This is a genomic window from Luteimonas sp. A277, assembly GCF_054052045.1.
Genome location: NZ_JBSVRG010000003.1, coordinates 240,532 through 261,182, shown reverse-complemented (window position 1 = coordinate 261,182; position 20,651 = coordinate 240,532). Strand labels below are relative to the sequence as shown.

General features: G+C 66.5%; 17 protein-coding genes and 3 pseudogenes. 8 read left to right on the top strand and 12 right to left on the bottom strand.

Annotated features, from left to right (window positions below; translation table 11 throughout):
• Positions 1 to 40: 40 nt before the first annotated feature.
• Together ACW7G2_RS04815 and ACW7G2_RS04810 are read right to left on the bottom strand one after the other, a co-directional pair.
• The gene (locus tag ACW7G2_RS04815; protein ID WP_456973280.1) at positions 41 to 1,930 is read right to left on the bottom strand and encodes a M48 family metallopeptidase; all 1,890 of its coding nucleotides are present in this window, start codon (positions 1,928 to 1,930) and stop codon (positions 41 to 43) included.
• 23 nt (positions 1,931 to 1,953) lie between these two features.
• Positions 1,954 to 2,556 (bottom strand): LemA family protein, encoded by a 603-nt coding sequence (locus ACW7G2_RS04810; RefSeq protein WP_456973278.1) that lies wholly within the window; start codon positions 2,554 to 2,556, stop codon positions 1,954 to 1,956.
• 82 nt (positions 2,557 to 2,638) lie between these two features.
• On the opposite strand from ACW7G2_RS04810, the gene ACW7G2_RS04805 reads away from it, so the two are divergent.
• Positions 2,639 to 4,048: a serine hydrolase domain-containing protein gene (locus ACW7G2_RS04805; protein WP_456973276.1), complete on the top strand. Its 1,410-nt coding sequence runs from the start codon at positions 2,639 to 2,641 to the stop codon at positions 4,046 to 4,048.
• Positions 4,049 to 4,169: 121 nt separating this feature from the next.
• Here ACW7G2_RS04805 and ACW7G2_RS04800 read toward each other — a convergent pair whose 3' ends face one another.
• Positions 4,170 to 4,892 carry a hypothetical protein gene (locus tag ACW7G2_RS04800; RefSeq protein ID WP_456973274.1) on the bottom strand — a complete coding sequence of 241 codons (723 nt, stop codon included), beginning with the start codon at positions 4,890 to 4,892 and terminating at the stop codon, positions 4,170 to 4,172.
• 158 nt (positions 4,893 to 5,050) lie between these two features.
• Between ACW7G2_RS04800 and ACW7G2_RS04795 the strand changes: the two genes are divergently transcribed.
• Positions 5,051 to 5,425: a hypothetical protein gene (locus ACW7G2_RS04795; protein ID WP_456973272.1), complete on the top strand. Its 375-nt coding sequence runs from the start codon at positions 5,051 to 5,053 to the stop codon at positions 5,423 to 5,425.
• Positions 5,426 to 5,604: 179 nt separating this feature from the next.
• Here ACW7G2_RS04795 and gcvH read toward each other — a convergent pair whose 3' ends face one another.
• The 7 genes and pseudogenes from gcvH to hemP form a co-directional block, all read right to left on the bottom strand.
• Positions 5,605 to 5,991, bottom strand: coding sequence for a glycine cleavage system protein GcvH (gene gcvH, locus ACW7G2_RS04790; RefSeq protein ID WP_456973270.1), 387 nt, complete (start codon positions 5,989 to 5,991; stop codon positions 5,605 to 5,607).
• Between the two features lie 88 nt (positions 5,992 to 6,079).
• On the bottom strand, positions 6,080 to 7,186 hold the full coding sequence (gcvT, locus tag ACW7G2_RS04785; protein WP_456973267.1) for a glycine cleavage system aminomethyltransferase GcvT: 1,107 nt from the start codon (positions 7,184 to 7,186) through the stop codon (positions 6,080 to 6,082).
• Between the two features lie 84 nt (positions 7,187 to 7,270).
• Positions 7,271 to 7,717, bottom strand: a complete 447-nt coding sequence (locus tag ACW7G2_RS04780) for an NfeD family protein (protein ID WP_456973265.1) — start codon at positions 7,715 to 7,717, stop codon at positions 7,271 to 7,273.
• Between the two features lie 2 nt (positions 7,718 to 7,719).
• A complete protein-coding gene (locus tag ACW7G2_RS04775; RefSeq protein ID WP_456973263.1) occupies positions 7,720 to 8,679 on the bottom strand; it encodes an SPFH domain-containing protein in 960 nt (319 codons plus the stop codon).
• Between the two features lie 66 nt (positions 8,680 to 8,745).
• Complete coding sequence (locus ACW7G2_RS04770; protein WP_456973261.1) at positions 8,746 to 9,717, bottom strand: DUF6607 family protein; 972 nt, start codon at positions 9,715 to 9,717, stop codon at positions 8,746 to 8,748.
• A 34-nt stretch (positions 9,718 to 9,751) separates the two neighbouring features.
• Positions 9,752 to 11,983 carry a TonB-dependent hemoglobin/transferrin/lactoferrin family receptor gene (locus ACW7G2_RS04765; protein WP_456973259.1) on the bottom strand — a complete coding sequence of 744 codons (2,232 nt, stop codon included), beginning with the start codon at positions 11,981 to 11,983 and terminating at the stop codon, positions 9,752 to 9,754.
• Between the two features lie 100 nt (positions 11,984 to 12,083).
• Positions 12,084 to 12,188 (bottom strand): annotated as a pseudogene (hemP, locus tag ACW7G2_RS04760) (hemin uptake protein HemP); the annotation flags it as partial.
• A 222-nt stretch (positions 12,189 to 12,410) separates the two neighbouring features.
• On the opposite strand from hemP, the gene ACW7G2_RS04755 reads away from it, so the two are divergent.
• The 5 genes and pseudogenes from ACW7G2_RS04755 to dusB all read left to right on the top strand — a co-directional run bounded on the left by ACW7G2_RS04755 (position 12,411) and on the right by dusB (position 17,179).
• Positions 12,411 to 13,544 carry a GGDEF domain-containing protein gene (locus ACW7G2_RS04755; protein WP_456973257.1) on the top strand — a complete coding sequence of 378 codons (1,134 nt, stop codon included), beginning with the start codon at positions 12,411 to 12,413 and terminating at the stop codon, positions 13,542 to 13,544.
• 87 nt (positions 13,545 to 13,631) lie between these two features.
• A pseudogene (locus tag ACW7G2_RS04750) lies at positions 13,632 to 13,787 on the top strand (Na+ dependent nucleoside transporter N-terminal domain-containing protein); the annotation flags it as partial.
• 204 nt (positions 13,788 to 13,991) lie between these two features.
• Positions 13,992 to 15,131, top strand: a pseudogene (locus ACW7G2_RS04745) (NupC/NupG family nucleoside CNT transporter); the annotation flags it as partial.
• 13 nt (positions 15,132 to 15,144) lie between these two features.
• Positions 15,145 to 16,125, top strand: coding sequence for a ribokinase (locus tag ACW7G2_RS04740; protein ID WP_456973255.1), 981 nt, complete (start codon positions 15,145 to 15,147; stop codon positions 16,123 to 16,125).
• 55 nt (positions 16,126 to 16,180) lie between these two features.
• Positions 16,181 to 17,179, top strand: coding sequence for a tRNA dihydrouridine synthase DusB (gene dusB / locus ACW7G2_RS04735; protein WP_456973253.1), 999 nt, complete (start codon positions 16,181 to 16,183; stop codon positions 17,177 to 17,179).
• Here dusB and ACW7G2_RS04730 read toward each other — a convergent pair.
• Entirely contained in the window at positions 17,125 to 18,228 is a 1,104-nt protein-coding gene (locus ACW7G2_RS04730) for a metal-dependent hydrolase (protein ID WP_456973251.1), read from the bottom strand. The two genes, dusB and ACW7G2_RS04730, sit on opposite strands and share 55 nt — an antisense overlap.
• Positions 18,229 to 18,263: 35 nt before the next feature.
• Complete coding sequence (locus ACW7G2_RS04725) at positions 18,264 to 19,046, bottom strand: UPF0149 family protein (protein ID WP_456973249.1); 783 nt, start codon at positions 19,044 to 19,046, stop codon at positions 18,264 to 18,266.
• A 130-nt stretch (positions 19,047 to 19,176) separates the two neighbouring features.
• Between ACW7G2_RS04725 and metK the strand changes: the two genes are divergently transcribed.
• Entirely contained in the window at positions 19,177 to 20,415 is a 1,239-nt protein-coding gene (gene metK, locus ACW7G2_RS04720) for a methionine adenosyltransferase (protein ID WP_456973247.1), read from the top strand.
• The last annotated feature ends 236 nt before the right edge of the window (positions 20,416 to 20,651 follow it).

Sequence of the window (20,651 nt, the reverse complement as noted above, 5' to 3'; positions counted from 1 at the left end):
AGCCGAGTATGCCGCAAGGGCGGCCGGGCTCAAAGTACCGTCATTGCTGTTCGAGCATGGGCGGCAGCGGGCAGTGCAGTACGCCGCAGATCATGCGCAGCAGCTCGGCTTCGGCCACCGTGACCCGGCCGTCGTGCATGGCGGCGGCGGTGAGCGCCTCCACCATCAGCTGCTTGGCCAGTGGATCCAGCCGGTCCAGCGGACCCCACACCTCGTCCAGCGCCAGCACGCCGCGCACCGGGGGCTCGTAGGGCATGTGATCGCGCGGCAGCACCCGCTGCAGGCCGGCAAGGTAGGCGCGCCGGGCCTCGTCCGGATCGCGGTGGCCGGCCTGGGCCACCACCGCCAGCAGGATCGAGAACTCGCGCTTCACCGCCACAGGCTTGCGCCGGCCGAAGCGCGCATGCGCGGCGGGGTTGAGCGATTCACGCACCTGGGTTTCCAGCAGCTGCCCCAGGCAGTACTCGAACAGGGACACGTGGTTATCGGTGTGGACCACCGCGTGCACCGTATCTAGGAACGACTCCAGCTCCGGCCGCGGCCGCAGGCGCAGCACCGGGAAGGCCAGCGAAGCCAGCGGCAGCCGGTGCATCGGGTGCAGGGCCAACAATGGGCCGGCGCGCAGCGACTCGGCCGCGTCGGCCATGGGCGCGCCTAGCCGGGCCCCGATTTCATCGTGCTGATGGCCGCGCACCGTGGCGTCCTCATCGTCCAGCAGCAGGCCCAGCAGCAGCGCCATCACCGAATCACGGTGCCGGGCCAGCTCACGCAGCTCGGTGGGCATGGTCGAAACGATGGTGTCCGCCCGCCGGTAGTCGTCATCGCGCGGGTTGGCTACCTGGGCCGCGACCATCGGCGGGGTCACGTCGAGCTCGATACGTGCATCCGGCAGCAGCGATTCCCCGGTCGGGGCCAGGCCCATCTGCAGGTCTTCCTGCAGGCCGTTGGGCGGCGCGCTGAACCACTGCTTCTGCAGCCGCTCCAGCTGCTCGGAACGGAACCCGGGCTCCAGCACCTGGATGCGCTGCAGGATCGGCGGATGGGTGGCGAACAGCCCGGACAGCCCCACGCCGTCGCCGAACAGCATGTGACTGACTTCCTCCACCTCGCCCCGCTGGGCGAACTGCGAACCTTCCTGCACGCCGGCAATCTTCTTCAGCGCGCCGGCGATGCCGCTGGTCTGGCGGGTGAACTGCACCGCCGAAGCGTCGGCCAGCACCTCGCGCGAGCGGCTCACCCCGGCCTTGATCATGCGCCCGAAGAAGATGCCGATGTAGCCGATCACGATGGCCGCCAGCGCCGCGACCAGGATCGCTGCGGCACCGCGCTCGCGCGAGCGACCGCCGTACAGCATGATCTTGCGGCCGATCAGGCCCAGCATGAGGATGCCGAACAACACGCCCATCAGACGGATATTCAGGCGCATGTCGCCGTTGAGGATATGGCTGTACTCGTGGGCGATCACGCCCTGCAGCTCATCGCGGTTGAGCTTGTCCAGCGCACCGCGGGTTACCGCCACCGCCGCGTCCGAAGGCGAGTAGCCGGCGGCGAAGGCGTTGATCGCCGCCTCGTTTTCCATCACGTAGATCTGTGGCACGGGTACGCCGGAGGCGATCGACATCTCCTCCACCACGTTGCGCAGCCGCCGCAGGTGCGGATCCAGCGTGTCCTCGGGTACCAGCACGCCGCCCATCTGGGTGGCCACCGCGCCACCGCCGCTGCCGAGCGAGGAGATCCGGTACAGCGATCCCAGCCCGATGATGCCGCCGGTGATGATCGCCGTGCCGGCCAGTACGCCCGGATCGGGCCCAACGACTATGGCAACGGCCACGCAGGCCGCCACCACCATTCCGACCACTGCCAGTGCGAACAGCACGATCAGCCGCGTGGTGTTGCGGCGTGCCTGGTTCTGGCGTTCGAAGAAGTTCATGGGTGAGCCACGACCCCGGCTCGTCAGAACTGCACCTTGGGCGCCTCACGCACCTCGGCGCGATCGGCCGGGATATCAAGCAACGCCGCCGCGGCGAAATTGAACATACCGGCGACCACACTGGAGGGAAACACTTCGCGCTTGTTGTTGTAGGCCATCACCGAATCGTTATAGGCCTGACGCGCAAACGCGACCCGGTTCTCGGTGCTGGTCAGCTCTTCGGTCAGCTGCATCATGTTCTGGTTGGCCTTCAGGTCCGGGTAGGCCTCGGCCACCATCATCAGCCGGCCAAGCACGCCGTTGAGCTGGCCCTGGGTGGCGGCCAGGGTAGCCATGGCTTCCGGATCGCCCGGGTTCGCCTTGGCTGCGGCCAGGCCCGACTGCGCCGCGGTGCGGGCGGCGGTCACCGCCTCCAGCGTCTCGCGCTCATGACCCATGTAGGCGCGCGCGGTTTCCACCAGGTTGGGGATCAGGTCAAACCGGCGCTGCAGCTGCACATCAATCTGGGCGAAGGCGTTCTTAAATGCGTTGCGGGCGGTCACCAGGCCGTTGTAGATGCCCACACCCCACAGGACAACCACTGCGATCGCGCCAAGTAATACCAGGATAATCAATGTGCTACCCATCAAAGCTCCCCTTATTCATGCAAATGGATTTTGACGCGCTTATGATCGTTCTGCAGGCAAGCATACGCAGGGGATAGACCCGATGAAAGTGAAGACACGCCGGAACCGCTGGTCCGCCCATTCGGCCTGGCAGCTGGGACTGATCGGCATGTTGATGCCGCTCGCGCTTGGCACCGCCGCGCAGACGCCGGTGGAGAGCGTCGCGCCATTTCCGGAAACCATGTCGGCCTTCCCGGCTCCGACCGATGGCCGGCCCGCGCAGATGCCGCCGCCTGAAGAGCGCCTGCCACTGGCGGAAGGTTTCGACGTACGCGAGTTCGAAGCCATGGCCGACGCCCTGGTCGAGGGCCAGCGCGTACCCGGTCTGGCGATGGCCATCGTCCACAACGGGCAAGTATTGAGCGCGCGCGGCTACGGCATTACCGATGTCAAGGCGGCCGAGCCTGTGGATTCACACACCGTATTCCGCCTGGCTTCGCTGTCCAAGTCCTTTGCCGGCACCATCGCCGGCATGCTGGTGTCCGAGGGCGCGATGCGCTGGGACAGCCGGGTGGTGGACTACCTGCCCGGCCTGCGCATGTCCAACCCCGGCGCGGCCGAGAAGATCACCGTGGCCGATGTGCTCAGCCACCGGGTCGGCCTCGGCCGGCATACCTATGATCGCGACATCGAACGCGGCGCCGAATACAACGCCCTGGTACAGAAGCTGTCGCAGGCTCCGATGACCTGCGAGCCCGGCGACTGCTATGGCTATCAGAACGTCGCCTTCAGCCTGGTGGGCGATGTGGTGTTTGCCACCTCGGGCCAGTTCTTCAGCGAAGCGGTTTCGCGCCGGCTGTTCAAGCCGCTCGGCATGCACGATGCCAGCTATGGCCTGGACGGGATCCAGAACAGTCCGCGCTGGGCCAAGCCTCACGTGCGTGCAGGCCGCGGCTGGACCTCACTCACGCCCAAACCCACCTATTACCGGGTGGCTCCGGCGGCGGGTGTCAACGCCAGCATTTCAGACATGGCCCAGTGGCTGATCGCCCACATGGGCTACCGGCCCGACGTACTCCCGGCCCCGCTGCTGTCCACCCTGCATGCGCCCATCGTTGGCACCCCGGGTGAAATGCGCGGGCGCAGCGGTTCCTGGCGCCAGCAGCGGCTCAACGCCGCCGGCTACGGCCTGGGCTGGCGGATCTACGATTACTCCGGCCATCGCATGGTGTTCCACGGCGGTGCGGTGCAGGGTTACCGCGGGGCGATGGCGATCCTGCCGGAGCGCGACATCGGGGTGGTGATCCTGTGGAACAGCGGCAGCTCGCTGCCCTCGGGCCTGATGCCAACCATCCTGGATCGCGCCATCGGCCTGTCCAACCAGCGCTGGCTGGCGATCGACTACGACTACGATCCCGACGCTGACGCCGATACGGATACCCGCTACGGCAGCGAAGATCCGCAGTCGGGTGGCGGCGCTTCCGCCACGGTCTCACACGCCGAGCCTTACTGATCATCCGGCTGTTCACCGGCTTCGTCTGGTGATGCTGCCCATCCCGCACCCATAAAAAAGCTCCCTCTCCGCCTGGGTATGCGGAGAGGGAGCTTGAGCGCGTCCCGCCCGACCGCAGCCCTTACATCAAGGGCTTGGGCGCGTCCTGGATTACGCGCGGCGGCGAAACCGCCTTCTTGGCAGCGCGGGCCGGTCCGGCTTTCTTCACTGCCTTTTTAGCGACTTTCTTCGCAACCTTTGTCGTCGCCTTCTTGGCCGCGGCCTTCTTGGCAACCTTGCTCACGGCTTTGCTGGCCGCCTTCTTCGCCGCCTTCTTGGCTACCTTTTTCGTCGCAGCCTTCCTGGCGACTTTTTTGGTGGCCTTCTTGGCAGCTGCCTTCTTGGCGACCTTCCTGGTTGCAGCCTTCTTCGCGACCTTCTTCGCGACCTTCTTGGCTACCTTCTTCGTCGCTTTCTTTGCGACCTTTTTTGCGACCTTCTTTGCCGCTGCCTTCTTGGCGACCTTCTTTGCCGCTGCCTTCTTGGCGACCTTCTTCACGACCTTCTTTGCAGCAACCTTTTTGGCGACCTTCTTCGTTGCTTTCTTGGCCGCGACCTTCTTGGCTGCGACCTTCTTGGTTGCCACCTTCCTGGCTACTTTCTTCGCCGCTTTCTTGGCAGTGCTCTTCTTGGCGACAGCCTTCTTGGCTACGGCCTTCTTGGCCACTTTTTTGGCTGCAGTCTTCTTCGCCACCTTCCTGGCAACCTTGCTGGCCGCCTTCTTGGCGACCGCACTCTTCGCCGTTACTTTCTTGGCCGCCTTTTTGGTGGCGGCGCGCTTCTTTGCAGCTTTCTTCGTGGCCATGTGATGGCTCTCCTCGTCGTTGAACTTCGCCTTGCTACCTGCGGCCCAGTTGCTGGGTGCCTTGGAACTGACTGCCGACAATCCGGCATGCGGATGCAGAATGAAAAACACCCGCAGCGCAATACGCCACGGGTGTGATGCAGATCAGGAAATGGTCCTTGAGGGAGACGAAGCCCGCTCCCACCGATTTGAAGCTGATGGCGGAAGGTCTGACTGTCCCGGCTCCGTTCGCGTTGATGCCTGTCACTCGTCTGTTGCAGCCATTGCCTGCTTGGGCGAAACCTAATCACGGCCATTTCGACTGTCAACACCTGCAAGCATCAACGATGATGAAAGGCAGGCGGCAAAGGAGTGCACAAGGCCTCAGCAAGGGATGCATGCTGCTCATTCCACTTGAGCACGGCACCTGCAGCATCAACGACGTCACATCACAAAAGCCTTGTTTACAAGGTGTTTTTGAAGACACCCGCCTTCGCCATCGCCAACCCTGGTCGCTGCCTGCCCAGGCCATGGACGCGTGTGTGCATCGGTGACATGGGCACGCATTGGCGGTTGCCATGCGGTCACGTTCAACGGCCGGTTCCTGCATTGCACAAGCCGGTTTGCGCCGCAATTGCGCGAACCCCGAAGACGCGAATGCCGGCACTTGGCCGGCATTCGCAGGAACTTTGGCTGGCTGCCTTGGCAGCTGCCTGATATGGAAGACTGCTGCTCAGTCGTCCAGCTGAGCAGTGTAGGCATCCGGATCAAGCATCTCTTTGATCGGGTCCAGGCTGTCCGCCTGGACCACGAAGATCCAGCCATTGCCAAAGGCGTCCTCGTTGATGGTCTCGGGCTTGTCGGAGAGGTCTTCGTTGACCGCCACGATGGTGCCGGACACCGGCGTGTAGATGTCGGAGGCGGCCTTGACCGACTCCACAACGGCTACGGCGCCGCCGGCCTCGACGGTGTCACCAACTTCGGGCAGGTCGACGTACACCAGATCACCCAGCGACTCCTGCGCGTGCTCTGAAATGCCAACCGTGACCTTGCCGCCTTCTTCGACGCGTGCCCACTCGTGGGACTTGAGGAATTTCAGATCGCCTGGGATCTCGCTCATGGTTGGCTCCGGATCGGTTTGTGTGTGGGAAAAGGAACGGGTCTAGTGTAGCCCCGAGCCGCCCTGCCGGGCAGCGGGGCCGTGCGCATTACTGCTCGATGCCGGGCTGGACTTTGCCTTCCCGGACGAATGGAAAACGGACGGTGCGCACCGGGACTTCACGTCCGCGCAGGTCGACGTGCACCTGGCCCGGCTCGCCGGCGGGCACGCGCGCGAACGCAATGGCCTTGCCGATGGTGGGAGAGAACGTCCCGGACAGGATCAGTCCCTCGCCCGCTTCGGTCAGCACGCGCTGTCCGTGGCGCAGTACGCCGCGATCGTCCATCACCAAGCCGATCAGCTGCTGCGGCACGCCCTGCGACTGCTGCTCCTCGAGCGCCTTGCGGCCGATGAAGTCACGCCCTTCATCCAGCGAGACGGTCCAGCCGAGCCCGGCCACGTACGGGGTCACTTCCTCGTCCATGTCCTGGCCGTAGAGGTTCATGCCAGCTTCCAGGCGCAGCGTGTCGCGGGCAGCCAGGCCGGCCGGCTTCACCCCGGCTTCCACCAGTGCGCTCCAGAACGCCACTGCGTCGTCCTCGGGCAGCATCACTTCAAAGCCGTCCTCGCCGGTGTAACCGGTGCGGGCGATGAACAACCGCGCACCGCTGAGCGCGGTGGCCTCAAGCGCCGCGAAACGGCCGAGCCCGGTGATGGCCTCACGGTCGGCCTCGGCCAGCAGGCCGATAACGGCATCACGTGCCTGCGGACCCTGCACGGCGATCACCGCCAGCTCGGTACGCTCGCGCACCTCCACGTCCAGGCCCTGCACCTGCTTGCCGATCCAGGCCAGGTCCTTGTCGCGGGTGCTGGCGTTGGCCACCATCCGGTAGCGGTTGTCGTCCAGCAGGTACACGATCACGTCGTCGATCACCCCGCCCTGCTCGTTGAGCATGCAGGTGTACAGCGCGCGGCCCGACTTCTTCAGCTTGTTGATCGAGTTGGCAAACAGGCGTTCCAGGAATTCGCGCGCCTGCGGCCCGAACAGGTCGATCACCGCCATGTGGCTGACATCGAACATGCCGGCCGCGCGGCGCACCTGGTGGTGCTCCTCGATCTGCGAGCCGTAGTTGAGCGGCATGTCCCAACCGCCGAAGTCGACCATTTTCGCGCCGAGGGCGCGGTGGGTTTGGTTGAGGACGGTCTTGCGGAGCATGGCGCACCTGTTGTTGTGTGGGCGGAGCCCGGCATTATCCCAGATACGCCGCCGCCGGGCGGCCCTGGCCCCCATCGGGGGCCTTTACCCGGCCGCGTGTTCCGCCGGCTCCACCTGCAGGCCCACTCCATCGGTGCCCACTACGCGCACGGCCACGCCCGCGGGCAGATCCGGGCCTTCCACCACCCAGAATGCATCGCCGATCTTGACCCTGCCGCGGCCGGCCACGATGCCCGTCTCCAGCGCTACCACCCGGCCCACGTGCTGGGCGGCACGCCGGTTGAGCGTGGGCCTGTCGCTCTCGCGCGCCCGGTGCCGGAACCACTTCCGGTAGATCTGGATCGAAACGAAGCTCAGCACCACGAAGGCAGCCACCTGGGCCAGCAGGGGAATGCCTGGCACCACCAGCACCGCCACGAATACCGCAGCGGCGGCGAACCCCATCCACAGCATGAAGGCGCCCGGCGCCAGGGCCTCGGCGGCAAACAGCAGCAGGGCCACCGCGCCCCAGACCATCACCTCCCAGCGCACGGTCAGCCTTCCCGCCGCGTGGCAACCCGCGCCTGGGTCGCGTCCTGCTGCTTGCCCAGCGCCTCGCGCGCAATCTCGGCGATACCGGCGATCGAGCCGATGATTCCGGAGGCCTCCATCGGCATCAGCACGAATTTCTGGTTGGGCGCAGTGGCCAGCTTCTCGAAAGCTTCCACGTATTTCTGGGCAATGAAATAGTTGATCGCCTGCACATCACCCTGGGCGATCGCGTCGGAGACCAGCTGCGTGGCCCTGGCTTCCGCTTCCGCCAGCCGCTCGCGCGCCTCGGCCTCGCGGAACGAGGATTCCTTCTGGCCTTCAGCCTCCAGGATCGCGGCCTGCTTCTCACCCTCGGCGCGCAGGATTTCGGACTGGCGGTGGCCTTCGGCCTCCAGGATCACCGCGCGGCGCTCGCGCTCGGCCTTCATCTGCCGGGCCATCGAATCCACAAGGTCGCGCGGCGGCTGGATGTCCCGGATTTCGATGCGGGTGACCTTGATGCCCCAGGGGTTGGTGGCGTGGTCCACCACGTCCAGCAGCTGGGCGTTGATCTTTTCGCGGTTGGAGAGCGACTCGTCCAGATCCATTGAGCCGATCACCGTACGGATGTTGGTCTGCACCAGGGCGATCGTGGCTATTTCCAGGTTGGCCACCTCGTAGGCGGCCTTGGCTGCGTCCAGCACCTGGAAAAATACCACCCCGTCCACCCGCACCACCGCGTTGTCCTTGGTGATCACGTCCTGGCTGGGAACGTCCAGCACCTGCTCCATCATGTTGATCTTGCGGCCGACTCCGTACACGACCGGGATCAGGAAGTGCAGCCCCGGGTCCATGGTGTGGGTGTATTTGCCGAAGCGCTCGACGGTCCACTCATAGCCCTGCGGCACCATGCGCACGGTCTTGGACAGCACAATGACGCCGGCCACCAACAGCACGACCGCCAAGAATCCGGTTGCCCCCATCGATTCTTCTCCCCTTGTTTCCGCCCCGCTGGCGGTCGTCGGAGTATAGGGCGAGTCGACGGCCCGTCACCGCGCAGCCGACTGGTCGCCGGCGGACGCGCTGGCCGGCTCCACCCATTCGGAGAACTCGGCGTCGATCTGGCCGTCGTCGATCCGCTCGCCTGCAACGACGCGCTCGGCCTGCTCGAACAGCGGCATGATCATCTCCATGCCGTCCACCCCGGCCTTCATCCGCAATCCCGGCGGCTGCGACAGCAGCGCGTCCCAGCGCGCGCGCACCCGGGCCCAGTAGCCGCTGGTGGCGTCCCAGTATTCGCGTGCCGGACTGAAATCGACCTCCTCCGTCGAGCGGTAATCATTGAATCCCACCTCGCGCGCCAGCGTGCGCGTGCTGCCGTCGGCCGCGCGCACCACCTTGGTGTTGTCCTGCTCATGGGTCCAGCCGCCGGGCACGATGGTGTGGCGGTTCTCGACGTTGAGCGCGTTGTAGTCATCGCGTTTGGTGTATTCGCGCCGCGGCAGCGGACGCCAGGTCCGGTCCGAGGTCCAGGTGGATACGCCGTAGCGGTGGTTCCAGCGCCCGGTGCCGCAGTAGCGCGGCGCGTCGTTGACCTCGTACACGCACTGGGTCCAGGCGCCATCGGTGGCCTCCGCCGGGATGTCCCGGACTTCCCAGGTCTGGTCAGCGGTGAACTCGAAGCGTTGCGGCGCCTCGTAGATCCAGTCCTGGCGCCAATGCTTGGTGACGTGGCCGCTGCGCGGGTCAACCAGCAGGTGTTGCAGCACGACCTTCTCCGCCGTGTCCTCGACAACGTACACCACTTCGCTGCCACCGCTGCGCTGCGGCTCCATGCGTTCGTAGCCGTCGGCCAGCAGCACCGTTTCGTCAAAGGCGAAGCTCACCTTGTATTCGCCCTGCATGGCGAGGATCGCCTTCTGGTCGCGCGCCGGATCTGGCGGCCGTGGTTCGGAGGCAACGGCCGTGCCGCAGACAAGCAGCGGCAACAGCGCCAGTTTGAACATGGATTCGGGTCTCATTGAAAAATTCCTCGTCGGGTTGGATGGCATCAGGTCAAAGCTCCACCGACACGCTGACCGCGACACTGCGGCCAGGTGAAGTGAAGCGGTCGAGTACGCCGCTGGTCGCCAGGGCCAGCGGCAGGTCTCCGGCTGCCCAGTACCTGCGGTCGGCCAGGTTGCGCACACCGGCGTCCACGCGCAGGCCGGGGGCGAAATTCCAATGGGCGTAGAGGTCGAGCACGGCGTGGCCCGGGGTTCGGTACAGCTGTGGGTCGGAGACGCGGTCCTTGCGCGCCACCATCCGCGCTGCCAGTTCCGCACCCCACCGCTTGCGCTCATATCCGACACCGACGGAGGCGGTGGCAGGATCTATCGAGTCCAGCGGCACGCCGGCGGTGCGGTCCTCGCCACGCGACCAGGCCGCCGCGCCGCGCAGGGTCCAGCCCTGCCACGCCGGCGACAGCGCACCGAAGTCCACGCCGGCCTTGATTTCCACGCCGCGTATCCGCGCCTCGGATACATTCTGCGACTGGAACACCATCAGGCCCTCGTCGTTGAAGCCGACGAAGCGGAACGATTCGATGAAGTCCTCATAGCGGTTGTGATAGCCGGTCAATCCGGCGTAGACGGCCTGGCCGGCATAGCGGACACCGGCCTCGAAACCATCGCTGGTCTCCGGCCTCAGGTCCGGGTTGGCGATCGCGGTGTAGCCGAACATGACGTTGGTGAAGCCGATATTGACGTCGCTGTAGGGCGGCGCCCGAAAGCCCCCCGCATAGCTGGCAAAAAGCGACCAGCCAGCCGCCGGCTTCCATACGGCGCCCAGCTTGGGTGACACCTGGGTACGCGTCAGACCGCTGACCTGCACCCCGGGGTTGTCACCGGCAAAGATCGGGTCGACTTCCGGGCGCAGTTCGTAGTGGTCAACCCGCAGCCCGGGCACCAGGCGGAATCCACCGGCGCCGAAGATCATTTCATCCTGGGCGTACAGCGCGTACGTGGTCGTGGTGCTGGGCGGGAAGTCACGCACCGGAAACACGTCCGGCAACATGGCGTTGCTGGTGCTCCCGGTGGCGAGGTTGGTCACCAGCCCGTCGCGCTTCTGCCGGGTGCGGGTGCGCGACACTTCGATGCCCCAGGCCAGCTCGTGACTCGAGCCGACGCCTGCAACCGATTTCCTGAAATTGGCCTGCAGCCCGTACGCCCGCTGGTCGAAATTGAAGCTGCGATCCCGCCGTTCCGACACCCCGCCGGCCGTGATCCGCTCCTCCACGGTGTCCTGGGTGGTTTCGCTGTCCTGGCGGTAGATCTGCCAATCCAGCGCGTCGGCGAACGCCGCACCGGGCAGGTCCACCTCGTGTGCCAGGGCGACCCGGGCGCGGGTCTGGTGGTCATTGGCACGAACGGCAACGTTGTCCGCGCCGGTGAGGCCCTGCACTCCCTGCATGCTGAGCATGTTGGTGTCGGCAGCGTCTTCATTGCCTTCCACGGTGAGCCGGAAACGCTGGCCTGCACCCGGCTCGAATACCAGCTTGGCAAGCACGCTGCGACCATCGCGCTGCTGCGGATTGGGCGCGGTGCGGGCAGGGCCACTGCTCTCGTCCTCGCCCATGTTGTCCGTCTCCCGACCCTGGCGATGGCCCACCACCAACAGTCCGGACCAGCGCTCTCCACCCAGTGCGGCGGTGGCGCCGGCAAAGAAGCCATCCCAGTCGCTCTCCACGCCGAGCCTGAAACCAAGGTGCGCATCCCTGCCTGGCTGCAGGTAGTCAGCTGGGTCCCGGGTCACGAATGCCACCACCCCGCCCAGCGCATCCGAGCCGTACAGCGAACTGCCCGGCCCACGCACCACTTCGACCCGCTTGAGCGTGTCCATGTCGACGAAGTTGCGGTTGGCGTTGGAAAAACTGCCGATCTCGAACGCGTCAGGCACCGGCACGCCGTCGGTGAGGATCCGGACCCGGTTTCCTCCCAGCCCGCGGATGCGGATGTCACCGATGCCGAAGCGGCCGTATGAACCCGTCACCGTCACCCCGGGTTCGTAGCGAAACAGATCCTTCAGGTCGCGCACCATCTGCGCGTCCATGCGTTCGCGATCGATCACGTCAACGGTATTGGGCACGTCGGCGATTGCGCGCGCGGTGCGGGTAGCGGTTACCACCACCCGGTGGAAATCGGTGGCCACGGCGGCCGCGGCCGCGTCGGCCCCGCCTTCGGGCTCAACGGCGGCGGCAGACGCGGACAGGACCGCGCAAAAGGCAAGGAATAGACGACTCGGACGCATTGCAGGCTCGCATGGATCAATCGCGGGCGGCAGCTGGCGTCCGGGGAAACCGGAGGGCGGGCGGGCCTTGGAATCGGGGCACCGGAGCGGTGCCCCGCGGTTACTTGGTCAGGATCAACTTGTCGTTACGGGTATGGCGCAAGCGGTAGCACTCGCCGCCATGGCGGATGAGCACTTCGCGCTGGCCCTGCAGCAGACGGGCGCTGTCGAGCTCGGACGCGCCCGGGGCGGCGTGGGAGGGGCTGCGCGCGTCGGCTCCGGTGGAGCCGGAACCCGGGTTTTCGTCACATGAGGGGACGGAAAGCATCGGACAGTTCCAGTGGGCTGGGGCAAGTGATGGTAATGATTCTCATTTGCCTGTCAACCCGTGTGCTGACGCCGAATCTTGTCGCGCTATGCTCCGCGGGGGAAAGGGAGCTGCATCGGCATGCGCGATATGGTCAAAGCGCCATCCAGGATCATCAGCGAGCTGCTGGCACGACCGGACCAGCTCGCGCTGGAAATGGGCGCAGATGGCGAACTGCTGGTGGCCCGGGTGCGGGCGATCGGCTGTGCGATTGCGCTGCTGCTGCCTGCGCTGCTGCTGCTTGGCGGCGGCACCGTGCACGAAGCGATGATCGGCTTGGCCGCGGCCGTAGTGGCCAACATTTTTGCCCAGGTGTGGCTGGCCCTGGCCCGCAACGCGCGCCGGCACCGCTGGCTGCCCCTGGCCAGCAGCATCTGGGATGTCACCGCCACCAGCTGCGTCCTGGCCGCCCTCGCGTTCCGCGATCCGGTGGCTGGCACGGGCAGTCTGGTGGTTTGGTGCTTCTATGTCATTGCGATCCTGCTCACCGCGCTGCGCCATGACGGCCGCCTGACGCTGTACATCGGCGCCCTGGCCACGGTGCAGTACGCGCTGCTGGCCGGGCTGATCTTTGCCGTGACCCCGGCCGAGCTGCTGGTGTCGGTGGACTACGGCACCGCATCCATCGGCGGTCAGATGCAGCGGGTGGTCCTGCTGCTGCTGGTGACCGTGGTCATCGCCACCATCGTCTACCGCATGCAGCGGCTGGTGGAGATGTCCGGCCGTGACGGGCTGACCGGACTGCCCAACCGCGCGTGGCTGTTGCAGAGCATGCCGCGGATCTTCGAATCGGCCCGCGGCAGCGGCGCTTCGCTTAGCCTGGCCCTGCTGGACCTGGACAGCTTCCGCCGCATCAACGACGAAGCCGGGCACCAGAGCGGCGACCGCGCGATCCGCCAGGTCGCCGCCCAGCTTGAGCAGATGCTGGAGGAAAACGAGCACCTGGCCCGGATCGGAGGCCAGGAGTTCGTGCTGCTGCTCGCCTCGCCGATCGGCAGCGCATGGGAGCGGCTGGACCGGATGCGGCTTCAGCTCAATGAACGTCCATTCCTGTCTGGACGCGGCACGGATCCGCATTGGCTCTCGTTCAGCGCGGGGCTGGCGGCCTGGCCCCAGGACGGGGCCTCCACCTCGGCCCTGCTGCGTTCGGCGGATCGGCGACTGCAGCAGGCCAAGCTGGCCGGACGCAACCGGGTACTGGCCCGCGACGGCTGAATTCCAGTCTTTCCGGCAATGGTCGATATTGCCGTGCTGCCCTCCCTCGCCTAACCTGCCCGATTGACTGCGTGCCCAGGGGCAACGATGGAAGGTTTGATGCGGGTCGGCTTCGGCCTGGTGGGGCTGGCTGTGCTGGTGGGGATCACCTGGCTGTTCTCCGACAACAAGCGCCGGGTGTCGTGGTCGCTGGTGGGCACCGGGCTGGTGCTGCAGATCGTGTTCGCCACCCTGGTGCTGCTGGGCGACAGGTTCCTCGGCTGGCTCGGTTCGGTCAGCCCCACGCTGTTGCTGTGGCTGCCGCGGCTGGCGGTTGGCGCCTGGGTCATCACCGCGGCGCTGATCCTGGCAGCGTCCATCACCCGCCGTACCGGTGGTGCGCCCGAACGAGTGATGCGCATGGCAAACACCGCGCTGCCGGTCGCGGCGGTGGCCACGGCACTGTCAGCGCCCTACTTCGGCGCGGTGATCGGGGCGATTTCCCGCGGTTTCGTCGGCTTGCTGGCCTTCACCGGCGAGGGCGCGAGCTTTATTTTCGGCGATTTCACCGACACCTCGCGCTTCGGCTTCATCTTCGCCTTCCAGGTGCTGCCGACCATCATCTTCTTTGCCAGCCTGATGAGCGTGCTCTACCACGTCGGGGTCATGCAGAAAATCGTGGAGGCCATGTCCTGGGGCATGACCAGGCTGATGCGGGTGTCGGGTGCGGAAACCCTGGCGGTCAGTGCCAATACATTCGTCGGCCAGACCGAAGCGCCGCTGGTGATCCGCCCCTACGTGCCGCAGATGACCCAGTCCGAGCTGCTCACCGTGATGGTGTCGGGCATGGCCACCATTGCCGGCGGGGTGCTGGGCGCGTTCGTGATCCTGCTCGGCGGTGACGATCCGGTGCAGCAGGCCTATTTCGCCCGCCACCTGATCACCGCCAGCGTGATGGCGGCGCCGGCCACCATCGTGATCGCCAAGATCCTCAAGCCCGAGACCGAAACTCCGCTGACCATGGGCTCGGTACGAATCGAGGTGGAGCACACGACTGCCAACGTGATCGACGCCGCTGCCACCGGCGCCGCCGAGGGCCTGAAGCTCGCCTTGAACGTGGGCGCAATGCTGCTGGCCTTCATTGCCCTGATTGCCCTGCTCAACGCGCCGCTGGTGTGGCTGGGCCAGACCACCGGCCTTGAACAGGTGATGGGCCGACCGACCGACCTGTCCGCCCTGCTGGGCGTCCTCCTCTCGCCGCTGGCCTGGATCATCGGCGTGCCGTGGCACGAGGCCTCGACGGTTGGCGGACTGATCGGCACGAAAGTGGTGCTCAACGAATTCGTCGCCTATGTGCAGCTGAGCGAGATCCTGCGCGGCAACGTGGATGGCGTGAGCCTGGGACCGCAGGGAACCCTGATCGCCACCTACGCGCTGTGCGGCTTTGCCAACTTCAGCTCGATCGCGATCCAGATCGGAGGCATCGGCGGCATCGCACCGACCCGCCGCGCCGAACTGGCCAAGTTGGGACTGCGCGCGGTACTCGGCGGTTCCATCGTGACCATGATGACCGCCACCATTGCCGGCGTTCTGACCAACCTGGCCTGAGCCTGGGGATTGCATGAGCAGCGCCCGCGTCACCGTCGTCGGTTCCTTCAACGTCGATCACGTCTGGCATGCACCACGCCTGCCGCGGCCAGGCGAGACCCTGGCGGGTGAATACACCACCGGGCCAGGCGGCAAGGGCTTCAACCAGGCCGTGGCAGCGCGGCGTGCGGGTGCTGCAACCAGCTTCATCTGCGCCCTGGGCGACGATGCCGGCGGCGCCATGGCCAGGGATCTGGCCGCGACCGACGGGATCGACCTGCACGTGCAGCAGGCCGACGCGCCCACCGGCACCGCCGGGATCTATACCGATGCCGCGGGTCGCAACTCGATCGTGATCGGCCCCGGTGCCAACGGCGCGCTGCATGCGGCGTTTGTACGCGCGCAGGATGCGATCCTGCGCTCCGCGCGCGTGGTACTTGCCCAGCTCGAATCCCCCCCCGCGTCGATCCTGGCGGCCCTGCTGGGCGTCCGTGCGGGCGGCGGCATGGCGATGCTCAACCCTGCGCCCGCCAATGCCCCGGTGAGCGCAGAGCTGTTGGCCGCCTCAGACCTCATCACCCCCAACGAAACCGAGTTCTCCGCGTTGCTGCAGGCCCACGGCCATGGCGCGGTCGCGCCGGACAGCATCGCCGGCCTGCAGCCCGCGGCCCTGCATGCCCTGTGCCGGACTCTGCTGCCGCACGGCAGCGTGGTGGTGACCCTGGGTGAGATGGGCGCCTTCGTTTCACATCCGCCGGGCCGTCTGCACGGCGACGTGGACAGCCACTACCTGGTGCCGGCCGAGCGCGTTGCCACCGTGGATACCACCGGTGCCGGCGACGCCTTCAACGGGTCGCTGGCCGCGGGGCTGGCCAGCAGCGACGGGCAGCCTTTCGCCGTCCACGTGCGCTTTGCCGCGTGCTTCGCCGCCCTGTCCACCGAGCGTGCCGGAGCCGCCGCTGCCATGCCTGCGGCCGAGCAGGTACGACAGCGCTTCCCCACGCACGCCGCCTGACCGGACCCTCTCCAACCTGGCCACGGCCCGCGGCCGGATCGGCGACAATTCCACCATGCAGATCGGAAGCCACCGCATTGCACCCCGGCTGATCCTCGCCCCGATGGCGGGGGTCACCGACAAGCCGTTCCGGCAGCTGTGCAAGCAGCTGGGGGCCGGGTTGGCGGTGTCGGAAATGACCACCAGCGATCCGCGCCTCTGGCATACGGAAAAATCCCTGCGGCGCATGGACCACGCCGGCGAGCCGGATCCGGTGAGCGTGCAGATCGCCGGCACCCAGCCCCAGGTGATGGCCGAGGCAGCGCGGCACAACGCCGGTCAGGGCGCGCAGATCATCGATATCAACATGGGCTGTCCGGCCAAGAAGGTGTGCAGCGCCTGGGCCGGATCGGCGCTGATGCGCGATGAGGCGCTGGTGGCCGGCATTCTGGAGGCCGTGGTGGGCGCGGTTGATGTGCCGGTGACGCTGAAGATCCGCACCGGCTGGGACACGGAACATCGCAACGCGCCGCAGATCGCCCGCATCGCCCAGGAAAGCGGCATCGCTGCGCTGGCGGTGCACGGGCGCACGCGCGACCAGCACTACAAGGGCGAGGCTGAGTACGACACTATCGCCGCGATCAAACAGGACCTTTCAATCCCGGTGATCGCCAATGGCGACATCGACTCGCCGGAAAAAGCCGCATACGTGCTCAGCGTCACCGGCGCCGACGCGCTGATGATTGGCCGCGCGGCCCAGGGCCGGCCGTGGATCTTCCGCGAGATCGCCCACTACCTGGCCACCGGGGAGCACCTGCCCGAGCCATCGCTGCTGGAAGTGCGCGACGTGCTGATCGGGCATCTGCAGGCCCTGCACGCCTTCTACGGAGAAGCTTCCGGGGTCCGCATCGCCCGCAAGCATCTGGGCTGGTACGCCAAGGACCGCCCGGAGAACCGCGCATTCCGCGCGGTAGTCAACCAGGCTGAAACCGCGGACGCGCAGATCAGCCTGACCCGGGACTATTTCGACGCGCTGGCCGCCGGAGCCACTCCCGGACTGCGGGCCGCCGCCTGAGTTTCGCGCGGCGCTTCAATCCCGCGGGTCATCGCCGGCGCGGCGCGCGCCGGATCATTCCAGATCCGCTGCCATAACCCTGCCAGCCCTCCCTGCGGCAATTGCATGGGCAGCTGCTCGGGATGGATCGCCCGCCAATTGTCGCCATCCCGCTCAGCAACGACGAAGGTGAAGCTGTAGTCCGGCTCGGCTCCCATGCGCAGGTCGCTCAGCAGCAAACGGTCATCTTCGACCCGTACCTTCATGAAGCCATGGTTGAACCACGCCAGCCGCTGGACGTCGGGCAGCCCGGCGGCAGCCGCCAACTCGCGGTTGTCGGAAGGGTAATGGTGGAACCTGATCAAGCCACTGTCCGCCACCAGCGAGCGCTCGCCTTCAACGAAGCCGTCAGGAGTCATCGCCACCACCCGCCACAGCAACGTATTGAGTGGCATCGGCACGGAGAACCGGGGTGCGTCCTGCAGGCCGATCGCCGCCAGCGAGCGCTCGGCTTCGCGTTCCACCAGGCCTTTGGCCACCAGCGACCAGCCCAGATAAACGGTGCTCAGGGCCAGCCCCAGCACCAGAGCCCGCTGCCCCAGCGCGCGCGGCCCGGCGTACAGGGCCACCACGGTGCCCAGCAGCAGCCAGAGCGTGTAGGCGGGGTCGATGATGAACAGCGTCGACCACATCACCGGGCGGGCCGGCAGCGGCCACCACAGCTGGGTCCCGTAGACGGTGAAGGCATCCAACAGTGGATGGGTTACCAGCGCCAGCTGGATGGCCCAGAACCAGCGCTGCGGCGCCTGCGCCACCCGCCCGCCGCGACGCTGGAAGAACCACCAGATCGCCCAGGCCACGAACGGCAGCACCAGCAGCGAATGGCTGGCGCCGCGATGCAATGTCATCAGCGCGACCGGGTTGTCGGTCAACAGCAGCAGCGGCAGTGAATCCAGATCGGGCAGCGTGCCGAGCACCGCGCCTGCGGTCATCGCCACCCTGCGGTGCGCCGCCGGCACCACCGCGGCGGCAACCGATGCGCCAAGCAATATCTGGGTCAGGGAATCCATGCCCTAATTGTAGGACGGCACCCGCCGGGGCCGGCTCAATGCACGCTGGCGCCGCAGCACTTCTTCCACTTCTGTCCGCTGCCGCAGGGGCAGGGATCGTTGCGGCCGGGCTGCGCCTTGCCCTGCACTGGCACCTGTGCTTCCTGCAATTGCGCAAGATGGAGGTCCTGCAGCAGGGCGGGGACGGAAGAAAGCAAGTCCCAGCGCTCATCGAAGTCGAAACGGTCTTCCCAATCCAGGCCCAGCTCGCCGGCCTGGACCGGATCGATCAGGGTCAGGCGGGCCAGGTCTTCAAGATCGCGGGCCAGATCCTCATCGTCCGCGGCCCACGCCGACCAGCCTTCCGCCCGCAGAGCAACGCCCTGGAGGAAACCGGACGCCCACAGCGCACCGAGCGGAAAATCCTGCGGCACCGAGGCCAGCGGGTCATCGTCAGGCCCCAGTTCGCCATGTTCCGGCGCGGGAAGCCCGAGGAAGGGCAGCAGCTCGAAATCCCGCTGCATCGCCTCTTCCGACTCGTCGTCCTCATCGGCAAGCGGCTGCGCTACCCGCCACTTCACATGGCTCCACAGCTGGGCCAGCAGCGCATGTGCCTGCTGCAGGGCTTCGGCGCCCAGGCGCGCATCGCCCATCGCCAGCGGCAGGTAGTCTCCCGGCCCCGCGGCCGGAGCGGGGCCGACCATGAGCGCGGAGAACAACCCGTCCAGCGCCTCCAACGGCATGCCGCCATGGTCCATGGCCCAGCTTTCGGCAAGCGTTTCCAGCGCCGCCAGGTCTTCCTCTTCGATCGGTACGCAACCGTCTTCCATCTGTGCCATCGTTGTTTTTGCCTGATCAGTTGAGCCGCAGTTTAACGCCGCCGTCCAATCAGCAGGCAATCATGCAAAGCAGGGACGCGAAGAGTATCATTCGCGGCCATCTTTCCATCCGAATACAGGGATACAGCCGATGTCGAGCTACCTCTTCACCTCTGAGTCGGTATCTGAAGGCCACCCGGACAAGGTCGCCGACCAGATTTCCGACGCCGTTCTGGACGCCATGCTGGCCCAGGACAAGGGCGCCCGCGTGGCCTGCGAGACCCTGATCAAGACCGGCGTGGCAATCGTCGCCGGCGAGGTCACGACCTCGGCCTGGGTGGACCTGGAGGCGCTGGTGCGCAAGGTCATCACCGATATCGGCTATGACAGCTCCGACGTCGGCTTCGATGGCGACACCTGCGGCGTACTCAACCTGATCGGCAAGCAGTCCCAGCACATCGCCCAGGGCGTGGACCGCAAGGACCCGGAAATGCAGGGCGCCGGCGACCAGGGCCTGATGTTCGGCTATGCCTGCAACGAGGCGCCCGAGTACATGCCCGCGCCGATCTACTACAGCCACCGGCTGGTCGAACAGCAGGCCAAGGTGCGCAAGAAGCGCAATTCGCCGCTGCCGTGGCTGCGCCCGGACGCCAAGAGCCAGGTGACCCTGCGCTACGACGGCAACGAGATCGTGGGTCTGGATGCGGTGGTGCTCTCCACCCAGCACGCCCCGGGCGTGAAGCAGAAGGACCTGGTGGAGGCCGTGCGCGAGCACATCCTCAAGCCGGTGCTGCCCAAAGCGTGGCTGGATGCGCTGCCGAAGAAGGCGCTGCACATCAACCCGACCGGCAAGTTCGAGATCGGCGGGCCGGTGGGCGACGCCGGCCTGACCGGACGCAAGATCATCGTCGACACCTACGGCGGCATGGCCCGCCACGGTGGCGGCGCGTTCTCGGGCAAGGACCCGTCCAAGGTTGACCGTTCGGCTGCCTACGCCGCCCGCTACGTGGCCAAGAACGTGGTCGCCGCCGGCCTGGCCGACAGGTGCGAGGTGCAGGTGAGCTATGCCATCGGCGTGGCCGAGCCCACCTCCATCTCGGTCACCACCTTTGGCACCGGCAGGATCCCGGATGAGCAGATCGAAAAGCTGATCCGCGCCCACTTCGACCTGCGTCCCTACGGCATCATCAAGATGCTCGACCTGATCCACCCCATCTACCAGCCCACCGCCGCCTACGGCCACTTCGGCCGCAAGCCCTACCAGCACACCTATCGCTGGGAAGAGACGGTGAACGGCAAGGTGGAAAAGCATTCCTCGACCGCGACCGCCTTCTCCTGGGAGAAGACCGACCGCGCCGAGGAACTGCGCAAGGCCGCGAAGCTGAAATAGCCGGATCGGGCCGCCCGGCGGTTACGTTCGGTCGGCCCCTCGTCCGGTTGATCCTGCCGTTGTAGGAGCGCGCCATGCGCGCGAAGCCGCGTGAATCCGGACCGTGCGGTGTGGCGTCGGTCACGATCCGGTGACCGATGCCGCGTTGTGATGCCATGTGTCACGCGGCTTCGCGGGCGTGGCCCGCTCCTACAACAACGCAGATTCATGCGTGAAAAAAGGCCGCCCAGTGGGCG